The following is a 16,810-nucleotide window of genomic DNA, read 5'->3' as shown; positions in this document are numbered from 1 at the left end:
CCATGGCGGCGCGGGTGTCGAACAAGGTGGGGCTGGAGTCCAACCCCCACAACTTCCTGCTGATGCACGCCATGGGGCCCAACGTGGCCGGCGTGATCGGCTCGGCGGTGGCCGCGGGCGTGATGATCAAGTACCTCGGCTGATCGTCCGGCCTCAGCGATCCGAGCACGGCGCCCCTGGGGGGCAGGCCGCGTCGGGGTCGAGTAGCTCGAGCCGGCCCTTGAGGCGGGCCTCGAGGGAGGTGAGGTCCCGGGGGGTATCGCGGGGCCAGCCGAGGGTGAGCACCACGCCGTCGGCCTGGTAGGCGGCGCCTTCCACGGGAATGTCGTGCTCGGCACACCAGGCCCGTGCCTGGGCCTCCCCGGCGAACTCGACCCTCAGCTGCAGGGCGTCGCGCTCGGTGACCTCGCGGCAGGGCAGCGTGTCGAGGGCATCGCTCACCGCCTGGCCATAGGCCCGGGCCAGGCCGCCGGTGCCGAGCTTGGTGCCGCCGAAGTAGCGGGTCACCACGCAGCCCACCTGGCCGAGGCCGGCGCCCTCCAGCACCTGGTACATCGGCCGCCCGGCGGTACCGCCGGGCTCGCCGTCGTCGGAGAAGCCGATGGCCTGCTGCTCGCCGGGCGGGCCGGCGATGAAGGCACTGCAATGGTGGCTGGCATTGGGATGGGCCTGCCGCGCCGCCGCCAGCAGGGCCTCGAAGGCCGCGACATCGGGGGCATGGCAGACCCAGGCCAGGAAGCGGCTCCTCTCCACCTCCAGCACGGTCTCGTGCCAGTCGCCGGGGGCGAGGTCGGGAGCGGGGTAGCGCATCAGGCCGCCAGGACCGGCTGTCGGACCACGCCCATCACCAGGCCCAGCACCTGGATGTCGCTGTTCTTCAGGTAGATGGGGGGCATGGCCTCGTTGGCCGGCTGCAGGCGCACACCGGACTTCTCGATATAGAGCTTCTTCAGGGTGACCTCCTGGTCGTTGATCATCACCACGGCGCTCTCGCCGTTCTCGGCGCTCTCGCGACGCTCGATGATGATCACATCCCCGTCGAAGATGTTGCAATCGATCATGGAGTTGCCACATACCTTGAGCGCATAGGTGTTGCGCCGGACCATGCGGGTCGGCACCTCGATGCTGCCGGCATCCAGGCAGGCCTCGATGGGCATGCCGGCCGAGACCCGGCCGAGCAGGGGGATCGCGACCAGGTCGTCGGCGTCGATGGGCGCCCAGGCCTCGGCCAGGGGCAGGTTGGGTTGGCGGGTCAGGTACTGTGGCGTGAGGCTGGGCATGGCGCGGCGTCCCCTTGTCGGCAATGACTGTCGATACATACAGTACATGGCCAGCATAGCAGGGCCCCGCCATCTGGCAAGTGGCGCCGCCTCACGCCGGCTTGATTCAGGGCAAGTGCAGCCGTCTGACACGTCCCCCCGACTGGCGACACCAGGCCTTTCCGTGTAGAGTTCCGAGCCAAATTACCCATGCCGGGAGTGTGCCTTGAGCCTGCGCCTGCAAGCCCGAAAGCTGGCCTGTGAGCGGGATGACCGTTGGCTGTTTCATGACCTCGATCTGGAGCTTCATGCCGGCGAGATCGTGCGTGTCGAGGGCCCCAACGGCAGTGGCAAGACCACCCTGCTGAAGATCCTGTCGGGCCAACTGGCGGACTATCGGGGCGAGCTTTTCTGGAAGGGGGCGCCGATGCGTCGCGTTCGCCGCGACTTCCTGGCCAACCTGCTCTACCTGGGCCATGCGCCGGGAGTCAAGGCGGCGCTGACCCCGCTGGAGAACCTCGCCTGGTACCAGGCGCTGGCCGGCGGTGCCGGTGACGAGGACGACCGCCTGGCGGCCCTCGCGGCGGTGGGCCTGGCCGGCTTCGAGGACCTGCCGACGGGCCAGCTGTCCGCAGGGCAGCAGCGCCGCGTCGCCCTGGCGCGCCTCGAGCTGATGCCGCGACCGCTGTGGGTGCTGGACGAGCCCTTTACCGCCATCGACCGGGATGGCGTGGCGGCCCTGGAGGCGCGGCTCGAGGCGCACACCCGGCGCGGCGGCTGCGTGCTGGTGACCACGCATCATGTGCTGCGCGCCTCGGCGGGGTTGCGCAGTGTGTGCCTGGGTGAAGGGGGTGGCGGTGTCGAGCGCTGAGTCAGGTCCCGCCCGGCACGACGGGACCATGCCGCTGGCCGGGGAACCCGAAGGGGGCATCATGGTCGCAATTCGGGCGACCCTGAAGCGCGACCTCGTGCTGCTGCTGCGCCGGCGCAGCGAGGTGCTCAACCCGCTGGTGTTCTTCGCCCTGGTGATCACCCTGTTTCCGATCGGCATCTCGCCGGACCCGGAACTGCTGGCGACCATCGCCCCGGGGCTGCTCTGGGTCGCGGCGCTGCTGGCGGCGCTGCTGTCGCTCGACGGCTTGTTCCGCAGCGACTACGAGGATGGCTCCCTGGAGCAGCTGCTGCTGTCGCCCCAGCCGCTGCCGGCCCTGGCGCTGGCCAAGGTGGCGGTGCACTGGCTGCTGACCGGCCTGCCGCTGGCGCTGATGGCCCCGGTGCTCGGCATCATGCTGTCGCTGCCGGCGGGCAGTTACCTGGTGCTGGCATTGTCGCTGGCGCTGGGCAGTGCCAGCCTGAGCCTGATCGGCGCGATCGGGGCGGCACTCACCGTGGGGCTGTCGCGGGGCGGGGTGCTGCTCTCGCTGCTGGTGCTGCCGCTCTACATTCCGGTACTGATCTTCGGTGCCGGGGCCGTCCAGGCGGCCATCATGGGCGCCGGGGTCTCGGCCCACCTGGCCATCCTCGGCGCGCTGCTGGCAGTGGCGCTGATCCTCGCGCCCTGGGCCATCGCGGCGTCATTGCGCATCAGTATCAACGGTTGAGGAATCGACACGTCATGTGGGCCTTTATACACAAGCTCGGCTCCCCCAAGTGGTTCTACGGCATCAGCGCGCGGCTCTCGCCCTGGTGCTGGGCGGCGGCAGTGGCGCTGATCCTGGTCGGTGGCGTCTGGGGGCTGGCCTTCGCCCCGGCCGACTACCAGCAGGGCAACAGCTTCCGCATCATCTATGTCCACGTGCCCGCGGCCTTCCTGGCGCAGTCGGTCTTCGTCGCCATGGCCGCGGCCGGCTTCATCTTCATGGTCTGGAAGATCAAGCTGGCCGACATGGCCGCGGCGGTCATGGCGCCGCTCGGCGCCGGCATGACCTTCGTGGCGCTGTTTTCCGGGGCCGTCTGGGGCGTGCCCACCTGGGGCACCTGGTGGCAGTGGGATGCCCGCCTGACCTCGATGCTGATCCTGTTCTTCCTGTATATCGGCGTGATCGCCCTGCGCGGGGCCTTTTCCAGCCGTGACAGTGCCTCCCGGGCGGCCTCGGTGCTGGCCATGGTGGGCGTGATCAACATCCCGATCATCAAGTACTCGGTGGAGTGGTGGTATACCCTCCACCAGCCGGCCACCTTCTCGGTCACCTCGCAGCCGGCGATGCCCACGGAGATGTGGGTACCGCTGCTGATCATGGTGCTGGGCTTCTACAGCTTCTTCATTGCCGTGACCCTGATGCGCACGCGCAGCGAGATCCTGCGCCGGGAGTCGTCCAAGCGCTGGGTGCGCGACCTGGTCGGGGAGGGGAGATGATGGCCTTCGAGTCGCTTACCGCCTTTCTCGCCATGGGCGGCCATGGTCCCTACGTGTGGGCGGCCTACGGCGCCACCGTCGTGCTGTTGCTGGGAGTGACCCTGCATGCCCGGGCCGAGCGCCGGCGGGTGCTGCGCGACCTGCGCCGGCGGGTGCGTCGCGAGCGGCGCCAGGCCGCACCGACCCCGGTTTCCCCTGACAAGAGGCATGCCCGTGAGAGCTAAACGCAAGCAGAAGCTGTTCGTAATCCTGGGGCTGGTTACCCTGGCCGCCATCGCCGTGGGCCTGACCCTCTACGCCTTGCGCAGCAACATCAACTTGTTCTTCAGCCCGGTGCAGATCGCCGACGGCGAGGCGCCCATCGAGCGCCAGATCCGTGCCGGCGGCATGGTCAAGGAGGGCTCGGTGGCCCGCGACACGGAGAGCCTCGATGTCGAGTTCACCGTCACCGACTACGTGGAAGACGTGCGAGTACGCTACAGCGGCATCCTCCCCGACCTGTTCCGCGAGGGACAGGGCGTGGTGGTGGTGGGCCAGCTGCAGCCCGAAGGCTGGCTGCGCGCCGACCAGGTGCTGGCCAAGCACGACGAGAACTACATGCCCCCCGAGGTGGCCCAGGCCCTGGAGGACGCCGGCTACTCGCCGGAAGACTACCAGGCCAAGGCCGCCGAGGTGGCGGAGCGGCTGGACGCCCAGGCGGCGCCCGCCCGCCAGGACTGACGCGGAGTCACCATGCTGATCCAGATGATCCCCGAGCTCGGCCACTTTGCCCTCATCCTCGCCCTGCTGATGGCGCTGGTGCAGGCGGTCATGCCACTGGCGGGGGCGGCGACCCGGCGCCCGCTGTGGATGGCCTATGCCCGGCCCATGGCCACCGGCCAGTTCCTGTTCCTGGTCATCGCCTACCTCTGCCTGACCGCCAGCTACATGCTGGACGACTTCAGCGTGGCCAACGTGGCCGACAACTCCAACTCGATGCTGCCCTGGTACTACAAGGCCAGCGCCGTGTGGGGCAACCATGAGGGGTCGGTGCTGCTGTGGAGCCTGATCCTCGCCGCCTGGACCTTCGCCGTCAGCCGCTTCTCCCGGGAGCTTCCCCGCGACATGCTGGCCCGGGTGCTGGGCGTGATGGGCCTGGTCAGCGTGGGCTTCTTGGCCTTCGTGCTGATCACCTCCAATCCCTTCGCACGGCTGCTGCCCAACGTGCCCGCCGACGGCGCCGACCTGAACCCGCTGCTCCAGGACTTCGGCCTGATCATCCACCCGCCGATGCTCTACATGGGCTATGTGGGCTTCTCGGTGGTCTTCGCCTTCGCTATCGCCGCGCTGCTGGGCGGGCGCCTGGATGCCGCCTGGACCCGTTGGGCGCGACCCTGGACCAATGTTGCCTGGGCCTTCCTCACGGTGGGCATCGCGCTGGGCAGCTGGTGGGCCTACTACGAGCTGGGCTGGGGCGGCTGGTGGTTCTGGGACCCGGTGGAGAACGCTTCCCTGCTGCCCTGGCTGGCCGGCACCGCCCTGATCCACTCCCTGGCGGTGACCGAGAAGCGCGGCTCCTTCAAGAGCTGGACCGTGCTGCTGGCGATCTCCACCTTCTCGCTGTCGCTGATGGGCACCTTCCTGGTGCGTTCCGGGGTGCTCACCTCGGTGCATGCCTTCGCCAACGACCCGGCCCGGGGGCTGTTCATCCTGGTGCTGCTGGGCATCACCGTGGGGCTGTCGTTGCTGCTGTTCGCCCTGCGTGCGCCCCGCGTCAGCCACCAGGTGGGCTTCAACTGGCTGTCCCGGGATGCCCTGCTGCTGGTCAACAACATCCTGCTGGTGATCATGACGGTCACGGTGCTGCTCGGCACCGTCTACCCGCTGCTGCTCGATGCCATGAACCTGGGCAAGATCAGCGTCGGCCCGCCCTACTTCAATGCGCTGTTCGTGCCGCTGACGGTGGTGCTCTGCCTGTTCATGGGGCTGGGGCCCCTGGCGCGCTGGAAGCGCATGGGCGGAGGCGAGCTGGCGCGCCGGGCCTGGCTGTCCGGCGCCGTGGCCCTGGTCATCGGAGCCGTCGCCCCGCTGCTGTACGGCGGCGAGTGGAACCTCAAGGTCTCGCTGGGACTGGTGGCGGCGCTGTGGGTCGTGCTGCCCCTGGGGCGTGACCTCTGGGACAAGAGCCGCAACGGCGGCTCGCGCCTGGCCGGCCTGAAGAAGCTGTCGCTCGCCCACTGGGGCATGGTCCTTGGCCACCTGGGCCTGGCGGTCACCATCGTCGGCGTCACCGTGGTCTCGAACTACGCCGTGGACCGCAACGTGCGCATGGCGGTGGGCGACAGCGCCTCGCTGGCCGGCTACACCTTCACCATGACCGAGCTCGGCAGCCGTCGCGGGCCCAATTACGTCGCCGATGCGGCGCACCTCGAGGTGCGTCGCGGTGACAGCCAGCGCAGCTTCGTGATGACCCCGGAGAAGCGCCTGTATATTGCCCGCGGCATGCCGATGACCGACGTCGCCCTGCGTCCCGGCCTGTTCCGCGACCTCTATGTCGCCATGGGCGAGGACCTCGAGGACGGCAGCTGGGCCATGCGCCTCCAGTACAAGCCCTTCGTGCGCTGGCTGTGGCTGGGCGCCCTGCTGATGGCGGCCGGCGGCATCCTGGCAGTGGTCGACCGTCGCTACCGGCGCGCGGCCACCGCCCGGGATCCCGAGCGGGCTGCCGCGGCCGGGCACAAGGAGGCCACGGCATGAAGCGTCGCCTCTTGCTGCTGCTGCCGCTGGTCGGCTTCCTGGTGCTGGGGGGCTTCCTCTACCAGGGGCTGTCGATGAACCCCTTCGAGCGGGACTCGGCGCTGATGGCCCGGGAGTTCCCGGCCTTTGAACTGAGCACCCTGGAAGATCCTCAGCGCACCGTCGATGCCTCGCTGCTCGAGGGGCAAGTCACCCTGGTCAATGTCTGGGGCGAGTGGTGCCCGACCTGCAAGCAGGAAATGCCCCAGCTGCTGGATCTCGCCGACCGCGGCGTGCGCCTGGTCGGCGTCGACTACAAGGACACCCGGGAGAAGGGGCTCGAGTTCCTGGCCGAGTTCGGCAACCCCTTCGAGGTCAATGTGTTCGACCCCGAAGGCACCCTGGGCTTTGACCTGGGCGTCTACGGGGCCCCGGAAACCTTCCTGGTCGATGCCAAGGGAGTGATCCGCTACCACCACACCGGCTACATCAAGCCGGAGGACGTTCGTGAGGTGATCCTGCCGGAGGTGGAAAAATGGCGCGAGTGATCCGCATGGTGCTGGCCGCCCTGATCCTGCTGCCGCTGCTGGCTCAGGCCGCCAGCATCGAGATCCGCCAGTTCAACGACCCCGTCACCGAGCGGCGCTACCAGGAGCTCACCGCGACCCTGCGCTGCCCGAAGTGCGAGAACCAGGCGATCGGCGACTCCGACTCGCCGATCGCCGGTGACATGCGAGACCGGGTCTACGAGCAGCTCCAGGACGGCCGCTCGGACAAGGAGATCCTCGATTTCATGGTGCGCCGCTTCGGCGACTACGTGCTCTACAACCCGCGCCTCGAGGGCCGTACCCTGCTGCTGTGGGGGCTGCCCGCGGCCCTGGTGCTGCTCGGCGCCCTGGTGGTGGTGCTGATGGTACGCTCCCGTCGACAGGCTTCGGCCAGTCGTCTCAGCGACGCCGAGCGGGCCCGGCTGGATGCCCTGATCAACCGTGAGAGGAACGAATGACCCTGCTTTGGCTCGCCTTCGCCGTCCTGCTGCTGCCGGCCCTGTGGCTGCTGGTGGCGCCATTGCGCCGGGCCGCCGCCCTGCGCGCCGCCCAGCGCGACTTCGAGGCCAACGATCGTACCGCCGAGCAGAACGTGGCCATCTATCGGCGTCGCCTGGCCTCCCTGGAAGCGGCCCGGGACCGCGGCGACATCGATGCGGCGCGCTTCGAGGAGGACCGCCTGGAGCTGGAGCGCAGCCTGCTCGATGACACCGCGGCGCTCGAGCGGCCGCCGCTCAAGGCGGCCGCCGCCGGCAAGCTGCTGGTGCCCGTCCTGATGGTGGCCCTGGTGGCAGCGAGCGTCGTCTGGTATCGCCTGGAGGGCGCCGAGGGCGACCTGGCGCTGTATGGGGTCCAGCAGGAGCTGGCCGCGGATCCCGAGGCCACGCTGCCGATGCTGGTGCAGCGCCTCGAGGAGCAGGCCGCGCGCCAGCCCGGCAATCCCAACGTCTGGCGCTCGCTGTTCCCGCTCTACCGCGACAGCGGCCGGGCCGCCGAGGCTGATGCCGCCCTCACCCGGCTGCTCGAGCTCGAGGGCCGCCAGCCCTGGCTGCTGGCCGAGCTGGCCCAGCTGCGCTATTTCGCCGCCGACCGCGAGCTGACCGCGGGGGTCCAGGCGCTGGTCGACGAGGCCCTGGCCGCCGATCCGGGCCAGCCCACGGTGCTCGGCATGCTGGGCATCGAGGCCTTCGAGAACGGCGACTACCAGGCCGCCATCGATAACTGGCGGCGGGCTATCGCCGGCATGAACGATCCCGCCTCCGCCGACGCCCTGCGCCAGGGCATCCAGGTCGCCCAGCAGCGCCTGGGCCAGGGCGGCCAGGCGGGCGACCCGGCCGCCGCCGGGGAGGGCCCCGGCATCCGCGTGCGGGTCAGCCTGGCGCCCGAGCTGGCCGCCGGCGTCGCCGACGACACCGCCGTCTTCGTGGTCGCCCGGGATCTCGCCGGGGAGTTGCCGCCGCTGGCCGTGGCGCGGACCACCGTCGGCGAGCTGCCGCAGGTCCTGACCCTCGACGACGGCGATGCCATGGCGCCCATGGCCCGGCTCTCCCAGGTCGAGCAGGCGCGGCTGGTGGTGCGGGTCTCCGAGAGCGGCCAGGCCGGTCCCCGGCCCGGCGACCTCTTCGGCCGGCATGACGCAGTGGCGGTCGGCGAGACAGACGGCGAGCCCGTCGAGGTGGTGGTCGACAAGGTCGTCGAATAAGCCATGCGCCTCAAGTCGATCCGCCTGGTGGGCTTCAAGTCCTTCGTCGATCCGATCAGCGTGCCCTTCGACGGCAACATGACCGCCATCGTCGGGCCCAACGGCTGCGGCAAGTCCAACATCATCGACGCCGTGCGCTGGGTCATGGGGGAGTCCTCCGCCAAGACCCTGCGCGGCGAGTCGATGACCGACGTCATCTTCAACGGCTCCACCGGGCGCAAGCCGGTGGGGCAGGCCTCCATCGAGCTGCTCTTCGACAACCGCGACGGCACCATGGGCGGGCCCTACGCCCAGTATGCCGAGATCTCGGTGAAGCGCCAGGTCACCCGCGAGGCCCAGTCGACCTACTTCTTCAACGGCCAGAAATGCCGGCGCCGTGATATCGCCGACCTCTTCCTGGGCACCGGCCTGGGCCCGCGTTCCTATGCCATCATCGGCCAGGGCATGATCTCGCGGCTGATCGAGTCGCGCCCCGAGGAGCTGCGCGCGACCCTCGAGGAGGCCGCTGGCATCTCCAAGTACAAGGAGCGACGCCGCGAGACCGAGAATCGCATGCGCCGTACCCAGGAGAACCTCGAGCGCCTGGAGGACATCCGCGAGGAGCTCGACAAGCAGCTCGAGCGCCTCAAGCGCCAGGCCGACGCGGCACGTCGCTACCAGACCCTCAAGCAGGAGGAGTACCGGCTCAAGGGCGAGCTGGCGCTGCTGCGGTCGCGGGCCCTGCGGGCCAGCCAGGCCGAGGAAGAGGGACGGGTCCGCGAGCTGGAGACCGCCGTGGAGCGCGAGCTGCTCGGCCTGCGCCAGTGCGAGAGCCGCCTCGAGGAGGCCCGCGCCGACCACGACCGGCTGGCCGGTGAGCTGGAGGGCTACCAGAACCGCTTCCACGAAACCACCACCGCCATCGCCCGCCTGGAGCAGGACCTCGAGCATACCCGCTCGCGGGACCAGCAGCTGGCCCGGGACCTGGAAGCGGCCCGCCAGGAGCTGGCCGACCTGGCGCGGCTCGGCGAGGATGACGGCGAGCGCCTGATGCGCCTCGACGAGCGCCTCGAGACCCTGGGGCCCGAGCAGGAGGAGGTCGCCGAGCGTCTCGCCGAGCTGGAGGCCGCCCTCGAGGAGGCCGAGCCCCTGGCCGAGGAGGCCGATGCCGACTGGGAAGCCTTCGGCGAGACCTGGCAGGCCGACAGCCGCGAGGCCGAACGTTCCCAGGATCGCCTGCGCGAGCAGGAGGCGCGCCTCGAGCGCATCGAGGCCGATGCCCGCAAGCGTCGCCAGCAGCGCGAGGAGTTGCCGGACATCGCCGGGCTCAGTGTCCAGCGCGATGAGGTGGTGGAGCGCCTGGCGGTCCTCGAGGAGCAGTTGGCGGCGAGCGAGACGCGCCGCGAGGCCTGGCAGGCCAGCCGTGACACTGCCCGGGAGGCGGTCCGCGAGGCGGAGGCGGCCCGCGAGGACGACCGTCAGCGGCGCAGCACCCTGCAGGGCGAGCTCGCCTCCCTGGAGGCGCTGATCCAGGCGGCGCTGGCCGACCATGACGAGACCCTCGATGACCACCTGGCCGCGCATGGCCTGGCCGAGGCCCCGCGCCTGGGTGAGTGCCTGGCGGTGACGCCGGGCTGGGAGGACGTCGTCTCCTGGGTGCTGGCGCCCTGGCTGCGGGCCCGCCTGGCGCCCCTGGCCCAGGCCGACCGCCTGCTGGCCCCGGCCCTGGCGCCGGAGCTGGGCCTGCTGGAAGCCGCCGAGCGAAGGACGCCGCCCGACACCCTGGCCGCCAAGGTCTCGGGCGCCGGGGCCGCCGCCCAGTGGCTGGCGGGGGTGCGTTGCGTGGCCAGTCGCGACCAGGCCTGGGCCGAGCGCGATGCCCTGGGCCCCGGCGAGAGCCTGATCACCGCCTGCGGCCTCTGGGTCGGCGACGGCTGGGCGCGCCACCGTGGCCAGGACGAAGGCCCCGATGCGCTACTGGTCAGTCGGCGTCGCGAGGCGGAGGTGCGTAAGGAGCTGGCCATGGTGGAGGCACGCCTCGAGGCCCAGGAGGCCCGGCTCGCCGAGGCCGCCGAGCGCGTCGAGCAGGCCGAGGCGGGCCTCGAGGCGGTGCGCCTCGAGGAACGCGACCTCGAGCAGCAGCGCCAGCAGCTGGCGGTACAGGACAGTGGCCTGGCCAGCCGCCTCGAGCATCTCCAGGGGCGGGCCGGGGAGCTCGCCGAGGAGCTCGAGGGCCTGGCCGAGTCCGCCGAGGAGACGCGCCTGGCCATCGAGGAGACCCGGGAGCACTGGCAGGCCGCCATGTCGCGGCTGGAGGAGGGCGCCGAGACCCGCGAGCGGCTGGAGCGCGCCCGACAGCAGGCCCGAGAACGACTGACCCAGCTCAGGGCCCAGCAGCGGCCGCTGGCCGAGCAGTCTCAGCGCCTGGCCCTCGAGCACCAGCGGCTGACCACCGAGCGGGCCGGCCTGGCCGAGCAGCAGGGACGCGCCGGTGAGGCCCGGGAACGGCTCGAGCAGCGCTGCGCCGAGCTGGAGGAGGCCCGCGAGGGCCTGCACGAGCCCGACGAGGAGCGTCGCGAGCGCCTCGAGGAGCTGCTCCATCGCCGCGAGCGGGAGGAGCGCGAGCTCAACGAAGCCCGCTCCCGGGCCGCCGGTCTGGTCGAGCGGCTGCGCGAGGACGAGCAGGCCCGTCAGGGCCACGAGCGCCAGCTCGAGGGCATCCGCGAACGCCTGCAGGAAGCGCGCATGCAGGTCCAGGCACTGACCCTCAAGGCCGAGACCCAGGACGAGCAGCTCAAGGAGCTTGGCCACGACAGCCAGGCCCTGGCCGAGGCGCTGGACCCCAATGCCACCGAGTCGGCCTGGCAGACCCGGCTCGAGGAGGTGGGCGAGCGTATCCGCCGGCTGGGCGCGATCAACCTGGCGGCCATCGAGGAGTACGACCAGCAGGCCGAGCGGCGTGACTACCTCGAGGCCCAGCATGCCGAGCTGAGCGAGGCCCTGGAGACCCTCGATCGGGCGATCCGGCGCATCGATCAGGAAACCCGCAGCCGATTCCGCGACACCTTCGAACGAGTCAACAGCGGCCTGCAGACACTTTTCCCCAAGGTCTTCGGCGGGGGAACCGCATGGCTGACCCTGACCGGCGAGGATTTGCTGGAGACGGGTGTCGCCATCATGGCACGCCCCCCCGGCAAGAAGAACAGCACCATTCATCTGCTCTCGGGCGGGGAAAAGGCCCTCACGGCGCTGTCGATGGTCTTCGCCATCTTCCAGCTCAATCCGGCCCCGTTCTGCATGCTCGACGAGGTCGATGCTCCGCTGGATGATGCCAACGTGGGGCGCTATGCCAAGCTGGTTAAGGAGATGTCGGACTCGGTTCAGTTCATTTATATCACCCACAACAAGATCGCCATGGAGGCATCGGAACGCCTCATGGGGGTGACCATGCAGGAACCTGGCGTGTCCCGGCTGGTCTCTGTAGGCGTCGAGGAGGCCGCGGCCCTTGCGGAGGCCTGAGGGCTTGAACGGAAACGGCAAAAGGGTTAACAAGGAAGGCAATGATGTTGCATTGCACGTACGCAAAGGGATTCACGAAGGGCGATTGCACAGGGCCTTGTCGAGAGCTGCAATGATTTATGCGGGCTTGACAATCAAAAAAGTGGTCCTTTTTCGGGCAATCGCGCTATGCTGTTCACGGACAACCATCAGGCATGGCGCCTTAGCAAAAGGCATGACGACCCATGGAACTAAGAGAGTGGCTGATCATTCTGGGGCTGGCGCTGGTGACCCTCATCGTCATTGACGGCGTGCGTCGCTTGCAGCGCCAGCGTCGTGTCCCCCGGCTGGATGAGGCCGGACACGACGCCGGAGACGAAACCTCGGACCCCATCGAGGATCCCGAAGCGGTGGCCCGTGAGGCCGAACTCAACTGGGAACTGCCCAATGGAGGGGCGCGTGTCGTCAGGCCTGCGGCAGACGGGGGCGTGCAACCCAAGCCCAAGCTGCAGCGGCAGGAGCATCCCGGCCCGTCCCGGGTGCTGTCGGAGTTTCGCCGCCAGCAGGGGGAGGAACGTCCCGACAGCTTCGCCGACGCCCCCCACCCGGCGTCCACCGCCGCGGCGGAGCGTCCCGCGCCCTCGCCCGAAGCGGCACCGGCCGCCAAGTCCCCGAGGCCTGAGTCGCCCGCTGGGCGCCCCGAGGCAGATCTTCAGGCTTCCGACGCCCAAGCGCGGCCGGCGGCCCGCCAGTCCGAAGCGTCCCGGGACGAGGCCGGACTCGCCGAGCCCCTGGTGGCCGATCCCGCCGATCATGACGGCTACGGCGACGAAGACGACTATCGCCTGGTCGACCTGGAAGGCATGGGCGATTCCCTGAAGAGCGGCTCGAAGCGGGTTGGCTCCTCCGTGCAACGCTTCGGCGCCTCCCTGCAGAAGACCCTCCACGAGCGTCGTGACCACAAGCGTCAGGAGCGTGCGCGCCGCGAGCAGGAGAAGGCCGAACAGGTCGCCCGTGAGGAGGCCCGGCGTCGCCAGCAGGCCGAGGAACAGGCCGCTCGCGAGGCCGAGCGCCGCGAACGGCAAGCCGCCGAGGGCGAGGACCCGCTGTTCGCCGCCCCTCGCGAGCCGGCCGAGCCCACCGCCGACGAGATGCCTCGCGAGGACGGTGTGGTGCGTGCCCATCCGGTGCTCGAGAAGGCGCTGCGCCACGATGTCGCCGCCGAGCATGCTCGGGAGACCCTCGGCCAGGCCGAGGAGATCATCGTCATCAGCGTGATGTCGCGGGACGAGGACGGCTTCTCCGGCACGGCCCTGCTCGACCTGATGCTGGCCTGCGGACTGCGCTACGGTCGCGACATGGGCATCTTCCATCGCTTCGAGACCGAGGACCCCGAGAGCCGCCTGCAGTTCTCCATGGTCAACGTGGTCAAGCCGGGCACCTTCCCCATCCAGTCCATGGACGACTTCCGCACCCCGGGGGTCACCCTGCTGATGCCGCTGCCCGGTGCCACCGATACTTCGGCGGCCTTCGAGGCCATGGTCGAGACCGCCATGGTCATCGTGCGCCACCTCGGCGGCGAGCTGAAGGACGAGCATCTCAGCGTAATGACCGCCCAGACCGTGGAATTCGCCCGCCAACGGGTGCAGGAGTTTGAGCGCCGCAATCGCCTCAACCGCTACCAAGTGAATTAGCCTTGCCGGGCTGCGCCCGGCGCTGTAAGCCTGAAGCTTGAAGCGGCAAGAAAACCACCTCCGTAGCCTTGCTATGGGGGTGGTTTGGTTTAAGCTGCCGTCGAGCTTCGAGGCCCGCGCTATAGATCGAGACACGGATTTCCATGACCCAGCCCGACCCATCCACTCAGGACGAGGCGGCGCGCCTGCGCGCCGAGCTCGAGGACGCCAACTACCGCTACTACGTGCTGGACGAGCCGCGCATGACCGATGCCGACTACGACCGTCGGCTGCGCCGCCTGCAGGAGCTGGAGGCCCAGCATCCCGAGCTCGTCACCCCCGACTCGCCGACCCAGCGGGTCGGCGCCGCCCCCGCCGAGGGCTTCCCCGAGGTCCAGCACGCGGTGCCCATGCTGTCGCTGGACAACGCCTTCGACGAGGACGAGTTGGAGGCCTTTGTGCGCCGGGTGGCCGAGCGCCTGGAGGCCGACCCCGAGGCCATTGCCTTCTGTTGCGAACCCAAGCTCGACGGTGCCGCCGTCTCGCTGGTCTATGAACGGGGCGAGCTCGTGGCCGGCGTCACCCGCGGCGACGGCCGCACCGGCGAGGGCATCACCTCCAACCTGCGGACGCTCAAGTCGATCCCGCTCAAGCTGCGCGGTGACGACTGGCCGGGCCTGCTGGAGGTGCGCGGCGAAGTGATCATGAGCCACGAGGGGTTCGAGACCCTCAATGCCCGGGCCCGGGAGGAGGGCAGCAAGGTCTTCGCCAACCCGCGCAACGCCGCCGCCGGCAGCCTGCGTCAACTCGACCCGCGTATCACCGCCACCCGCCCCCTGGAGTTCAGCGCCTACCAGGTGGCGCGCATCGAGCCCGACGAGGGCGACGCCAGCCACAGTGCGCTCATGGCGCGTCTCGGCGGGCTCGGCTTCCGGACCAGCAGTGAACTCCACGTGGTCGAGGGGGCTCGCGGCGTGATCGACTACTGCCGCGCCCTCGGCGACAAGCGTGACGCGCTCGGCTACGACATCGACGGGGTGGTGATCAAGGTCGACGAGCTGCGCCTGCAGCGCGAGCTCGGCTTCGTGGCGCGAGCGCCACGCTGGGCCATCGCCTTCAAGTTTCCCGCCCAGGAGCAGACCACGCAGCTCAACGATGTGGAGTTCCAGGTCGGGCGCACCGGCGCCATCACCCCGGTGGCCCGCCTCGAGCCGGTGACGGTGGCCGGGGTCACCGTCTCCAACGCTACCCTGCACAACGCCGACGAGATCGCCCGGCTCGGGGTGATGATCGGCGACACTGTGGCCATCCGCCGGGCCGGCGACGTGATTCCCCAGGTGGTCCGCGTCCAGGAGGAAGAACGGCCCGCCGATGCCCGAGCGATCGTCTTCCCTGAACGTTGCCCGGTATGCGATTCCCAGATCGAGCGCCTCGAGGGCGAGGCGGTCGCGCGCTGCTCGGGGGGGCTCTACTGTGCTGCCCAGCGCAAGGAGGCCCTGAAGCACTTCGCCGGCCGGCGGGCGCTGGATATCGACGGCCTGGGCGAGAAGCTGATCGATGCCCTGGTCGAGCGCGACTGGGTGAAGACCCCGGCGGACCTCTTCGACCTCCAGGCGGAGCGCCTCGCCGAGCTCCCCCGGATGGGCAAGAAGTCCTCGGAGAACCTGGTGGCCGCGCTGGACAAGGCCAAGGCGACGACGCTGGCGCGCTTCATCTTCGCGCTGGGCATCCGCGAGGTGGGCGAGGCCACCGCGGCCAACCTGGCCCGGCACTTCGGCACCCTGGGAGCGCTGATGGAGGCCGATCGGGAGGCCCTGGAGGCGGTGGAGGACGTGGGCCCCATCGTCGCCGCCCATGTGTACACCTTCTTCCGCCAGCCCCACAACCGCGAGACCCTCGAGGCGCTGATCGCGGCCGGCGTGCACTGGGAGGAGGCCGAGGTCGAGAGCGGGCCGACGCCGCTGGAGGGCCAGACCTGGGTGCTCACCGGGACCATGGAGAGCATGACCCGGGACGAGGGCAAGGCGCGCCTCCAGGCGCTGGGCGCCAAGGTGTCCGGCAGCGTCTCGAAGAAGACCGCCTGCCTGGTGGCCGGGGAAGCCGCCGGCAGCAAGCTGACCAAGGCCGAGCAGCTCGGCGTCGAGGTGATCGACGAGGCCACCTTTCTCGAGCGGCTGGCCGGCTGGGAAAAAGGAGACCGCGACCATGGGTGATCGCTTTATCGAGGTGCCGTATCGCATGCTGCCGGGGGAGACCCTGGACGGCCTGCTCGAGGCCTTCGTCACCCGCCAGGGCTATGACACCACCGATACCGGCACAGGCATGGCCGGCTGGGTCGCCGAGCTCAAGCGCCAGCTGGAGCGCAGCGAGCTGATCATCGCCCATGACCTCGAGACCGAGACCACCGAGGTGATGACCCTGGCCCAGTGGCGGGCCTTCGGCCGCGACCTGGCCGACGACGAGGAAGAGGGCTAGCTCCGGGCCTGCTCGTCGGGCGCCTCGCCGATGATCTCGGGATCGAAGGGCCGGCGCGAGAAGATCCGCTGCACCATGGGCGCGAAATGCTCCAGCGGCCGGGTGGGATAGTCGGGATCGAAGGAGGCCTGGTCCCAGCGTTCACAGAAGTCCACGCAGCGCTGGTAGCAGGGGTGATCCCGGTAGCGCTCGCGCTCCAGCGGATCGCCGCCGAAATGGTGGATGTAGTAGAAGTTCTGGAACAGGCCATGGTGCTCGATCACCCAGCTGACCTCGGCGCTGACATAGGGGCGGATGATCGAGGCGGCATACTGGGAATGGTTGTGCGGTGCCAGGTCGTCGCCGAGGTCGTGGATCAGGGCGGCGACGATCATCTCCTCATCCTCGCCGTCGTCCTCGGCGCGGCTGGCAGACTGCAGCACGTGCTCGAGGCGCGACACCCGATAGCCGCTCAAGGTGTTCGCCAGCCCGCGCAGGGCGGCGAGGATGCGCTCGGGCAGTTCCGCGACGTAGGCCTCCTCGAGGCGTCCGAGCAGCAGGTAGTCCTCGCGGGTGCCGTCCTTCATGCGGGTGAAGCTCACTTGCGGGGTGTCGTCGTTGGCCAT

The 16,810-nt window shown here is 69.8% G+C and carries 17 protein-coding genes; 14 read left to right on the top strand and 3 right to left on the bottom strand.

The annotated features are described in order from the left end of the window. A partial coding sequence (locus EKG36_RS19040; RefSeq protein WP_148113485.1) for a sodium ion-translocating decarboxylase subunit beta occupies positions 1 to 143 on the top strand: 143 nt, incomplete at its 5' end. A 10-nt stretch (positions 144 to 153) separates the two neighbouring features. Here EKG36_RS19040 and EKG36_RS19035 read toward each other — a convergent pair. Both EKG36_RS19035 and lexA read right to left on the bottom strand, forming a co-directional pair. After that, positions 154 to 810 carry an IMPACT family protein gene (locus EKG36_RS19035; RefSeq protein WP_126486856.1) on the bottom strand — a complete coding sequence of 219 codons (657 nt, stop codon included), beginning with the start codon at positions 808 to 810 and terminating at the stop codon, positions 154 to 156. Then, the gene (gene lexA, locus EKG36_RS19030; protein WP_126486855.1) at positions 810 to 1,280 is read right to left on the bottom strand and encodes a transcriptional repressor LexA; all 471 of its coding nucleotides are present in this window, start codon (positions 1,278 to 1,280) and stop codon (positions 810 to 812) included. The genes EKG36_RS19035 and lexA overlap by 1 nt, the downstream gene beginning before the upstream one ends. Before the next feature lie 205 nt (positions 1,281 to 1,485). Between lexA and ccmA the strand changes: the two genes are divergently transcribed. The 13 genes from ccmA to EKG36_RS18965 all read left to right on the top strand — a co-directional run bounded on the left by ccmA (position 1,486) and on the right by EKG36_RS18965 (position 16,205). Next, a complete protein-coding gene (gene ccmA / locus EKG36_RS19025; protein WP_126486854.1) occupies positions 1,486 to 2,130 on the top strand; it encodes a cytochrome c biogenesis heme-transporting ATPase CcmA in 645 nt (214 codons plus the stop codon). Positions 2,131 to 2,191: 61 nt separating this feature from the next. Further along, positions 2,192 to 2,860, top strand: a complete 669-nt coding sequence (gene ccmB / locus EKG36_RS19020; RefSeq protein ID WP_425459613.1) for a heme exporter protein CcmB — start codon at positions 2,192 to 2,194, stop codon at positions 2,858 to 2,860. 14 nt (positions 2,861 to 2,874) lie between these two features. Next, entirely contained in the window at positions 2,875 to 3,615 is a 741-nt protein-coding gene (locus tag EKG36_RS19015; RefSeq protein ID WP_126486852.1) for a heme ABC transporter permease, read from the top strand. Further along, entirely contained in the window at positions 3,612 to 3,839 is a 228-nt protein-coding gene (gene ccmD / locus EKG36_RS19010; RefSeq protein WP_342774460.1) for a heme exporter protein CcmD, read from the top strand. Before EKG36_RS19015 ends, ccmD begins: the two co-directional genes overlap by 4 nt. Continuing rightward, positions 3,829 to 4,335, top strand: a complete 507-nt coding sequence (gene ccmE / locus EKG36_RS19005; protein ID WP_126486851.1) for a cytochrome c maturation protein CcmE — start codon at positions 3,829 to 3,831, stop codon at positions 4,333 to 4,335. Before ccmD ends, ccmE begins: the two co-directional genes overlap by 11 nt. Before the next feature lie 12 nt (positions 4,336 to 4,347). Further along, positions 4,348 to 6,351: a heme lyase CcmF/NrfE family subunit gene (locus EKG36_RS19000; RefSeq protein ID WP_126486850.1), complete on the top strand. Its 2,004-nt coding sequence runs from the start codon at positions 4,348 to 4,350 to the stop codon at positions 6,349 to 6,351. Then, positions 6,348 to 6,878, top strand: coding sequence for a DsbE family thiol:disulfide interchange protein (locus tag EKG36_RS18995; protein ID WP_126486849.1), 531 nt, complete (start codon positions 6,348 to 6,350; stop codon positions 6,876 to 6,878). Before EKG36_RS19000 ends, EKG36_RS18995 begins: the two co-directional genes overlap by 4 nt. After that, on the top strand, positions 6,866 to 7,336 hold the full coding sequence (locus tag EKG36_RS18990) for a cytochrome c-type biogenesis protein (protein ID WP_126486848.1): 471 nt from the start codon (positions 6,866 to 6,868) through the stop codon (positions 7,334 to 7,336). The genes EKG36_RS18995 and EKG36_RS18990 overlap by 13 nt, the downstream gene beginning before the upstream one ends. Continuing rightward, entirely contained in the window at positions 7,333 to 8,580 is a 1,248-nt protein-coding gene (gene ccmI / locus EKG36_RS18985; protein ID WP_126486847.1) for a c-type cytochrome biogenesis protein CcmI, read from the top strand. Before EKG36_RS18990 ends, ccmI begins: the two co-directional genes overlap by 4 nt. Before the next feature lie 3 nt (positions 8,581 to 8,583). Beyond that, positions 8,584 to 12,078, top strand: a complete 3,495-nt coding sequence (gene smc, locus EKG36_RS18980; RefSeq protein ID WP_126486846.1) for a chromosome segregation protein SMC — start codon at positions 8,584 to 8,586, stop codon at positions 12,076 to 12,078. Between the two features lie 224 nt (positions 12,079 to 12,302). Continuing rightward, entirely contained in the window at positions 12,303 to 13,751 is a 1,449-nt protein-coding gene (gene zipA, locus EKG36_RS18975; protein ID WP_126486845.1) for a cell division protein ZipA, read from the top strand. A 143-nt stretch (positions 13,752 to 13,894) separates the two neighbouring features. After that, positions 13,895 to 15,943: an NAD-dependent DNA ligase LigA gene (gene ligA, locus EKG36_RS18970; protein WP_126486844.1), complete on the top strand. Its 2,049-nt coding sequence runs from the start codon at positions 13,895 to 13,897 to the stop codon at positions 15,941 to 15,943. After that, positions 15,936 to 16,205 (top strand): YheU family protein, encoded by a 270-nt coding sequence (locus EKG36_RS18965; protein WP_126486843.1) that lies wholly within the window; start codon positions 15,936 to 15,938, stop codon positions 16,203 to 16,205. The genes ligA and EKG36_RS18965 overlap by 8 nt, the downstream gene beginning before the upstream one ends. On the opposite strand, the gene EKG36_RS18960 is transcribed toward EKG36_RS18965, so the two are convergent. Beyond that, positions 16,202 to 16,810: an HD domain-containing protein gene (locus EKG36_RS18960; RefSeq protein WP_246007572.1), complete on the bottom strand. Its 609-nt coding sequence runs from the start codon at positions 16,808 to 16,810 to the stop codon at positions 16,202 to 16,204. The genes EKG36_RS18965 and EKG36_RS18960 overlap by 4 nt on opposite strands.

It is taken from the genome of Halomonas nitroreducens (assembly GCF_003966155.1).
Lineage (GTDB): Bacteria > Pseudomonadota > Gammaproteobacteria > Pseudomonadales > Halomonadaceae > Halomonas > Halomonas nitroreducens.
This window is presented reverse-complemented; position numbering and strand designations above follow the sequence as displayed.

Bases quoted from the DNA above. Each gene is read 5' to 3' on its own strand.
- EKG36_RS19035 (WP_126486856.1), bottom strand. From the start codon at position 810: ATGCGCTACCCCGCTCCCGACCTCGCCCCCGGCGACTGGCACGAGACC.
- lexA (WP_126486855.1), bottom strand. From the start codon at position 1,280: ATGCCCAGCCTCACGCCACAGTACCTGACCCGCCAACCCAACCTGCCC.
- ccmB (WP_425459613.1), top strand. From the start codon at position 2,192: ATGGTCGCAATTCGGGCGACCCTGAAGCGCGACCTCGTGCTGCTGCTG.
- EKG36_RS19015 (WP_126486852.1), top strand. From the start codon at position 2,875: ATGTGGGCCTTTATACACAAGCTCGGCTCCCCCAAGTGGTTCTACGGC.
- ccmD (WP_342774460.1), top strand. From the start codon at position 3,612: ATGATGGCCTTCGAGTCGCTTACCGCCTTTCTCGCCATGGGCGGCCAT.
- EKG36_RS19000 (WP_126486850.1), top strand. From the start codon at position 4,348: ATGCTGATCCAGATGATCCCCGAGCTCGGCCACTTTGCCCTCATCCTC.
- EKG36_RS18995 (WP_126486849.1), top strand. From the start codon at position 6,348: ATGAAGCGTCGCCTCTTGCTGCTGCTGCCGCTGGTCGGCTTCCTGGTG.
- EKG36_RS18990 (WP_126486848.1), top strand. From the start codon at position 6,866: ATGGCGCGAGTGATCCGCATGGTGCTGGCCGCCCTGATCCTGCTGCCG.
- ccmI (WP_126486847.1), top strand. From the start codon at position 7,333: ATGACCCTGCTTTGGCTCGCCTTCGCCGTCCTGCTGCTGCCGGCCCTG.
- smc (WP_126486846.1), top strand. From the start codon at position 8,584: ATGCGCCTCAAGTCGATCCGCCTGGTGGGCTTCAAGTCCTTCGTCGAT.
- zipA (WP_126486845.1), top strand. From the start codon at position 12,303: ATGGAACTAAGAGAGTGGCTGATCATTCTGGGGCTGGCGCTGGTGACC.
- ligA (WP_126486844.1), top strand. From the start codon at position 13,895: ATGACCCAGCCCGACCCATCCACTCAGGACGAGGCGGCGCGCCTGCGC.
- EKG36_RS18965 (WP_126486843.1), top strand. From the start codon at position 15,936: ATGGGTGATCGCTTTATCGAGGTGCCGTATCGCATGCTGCCGGGGGAG.
- EKG36_RS18960 (WP_246007572.1), bottom strand. From the start codon at position 16,810: ATGGCCAACGACGACACCCCGCAAGTGAGCTTCACCCGCATGAAGGAC.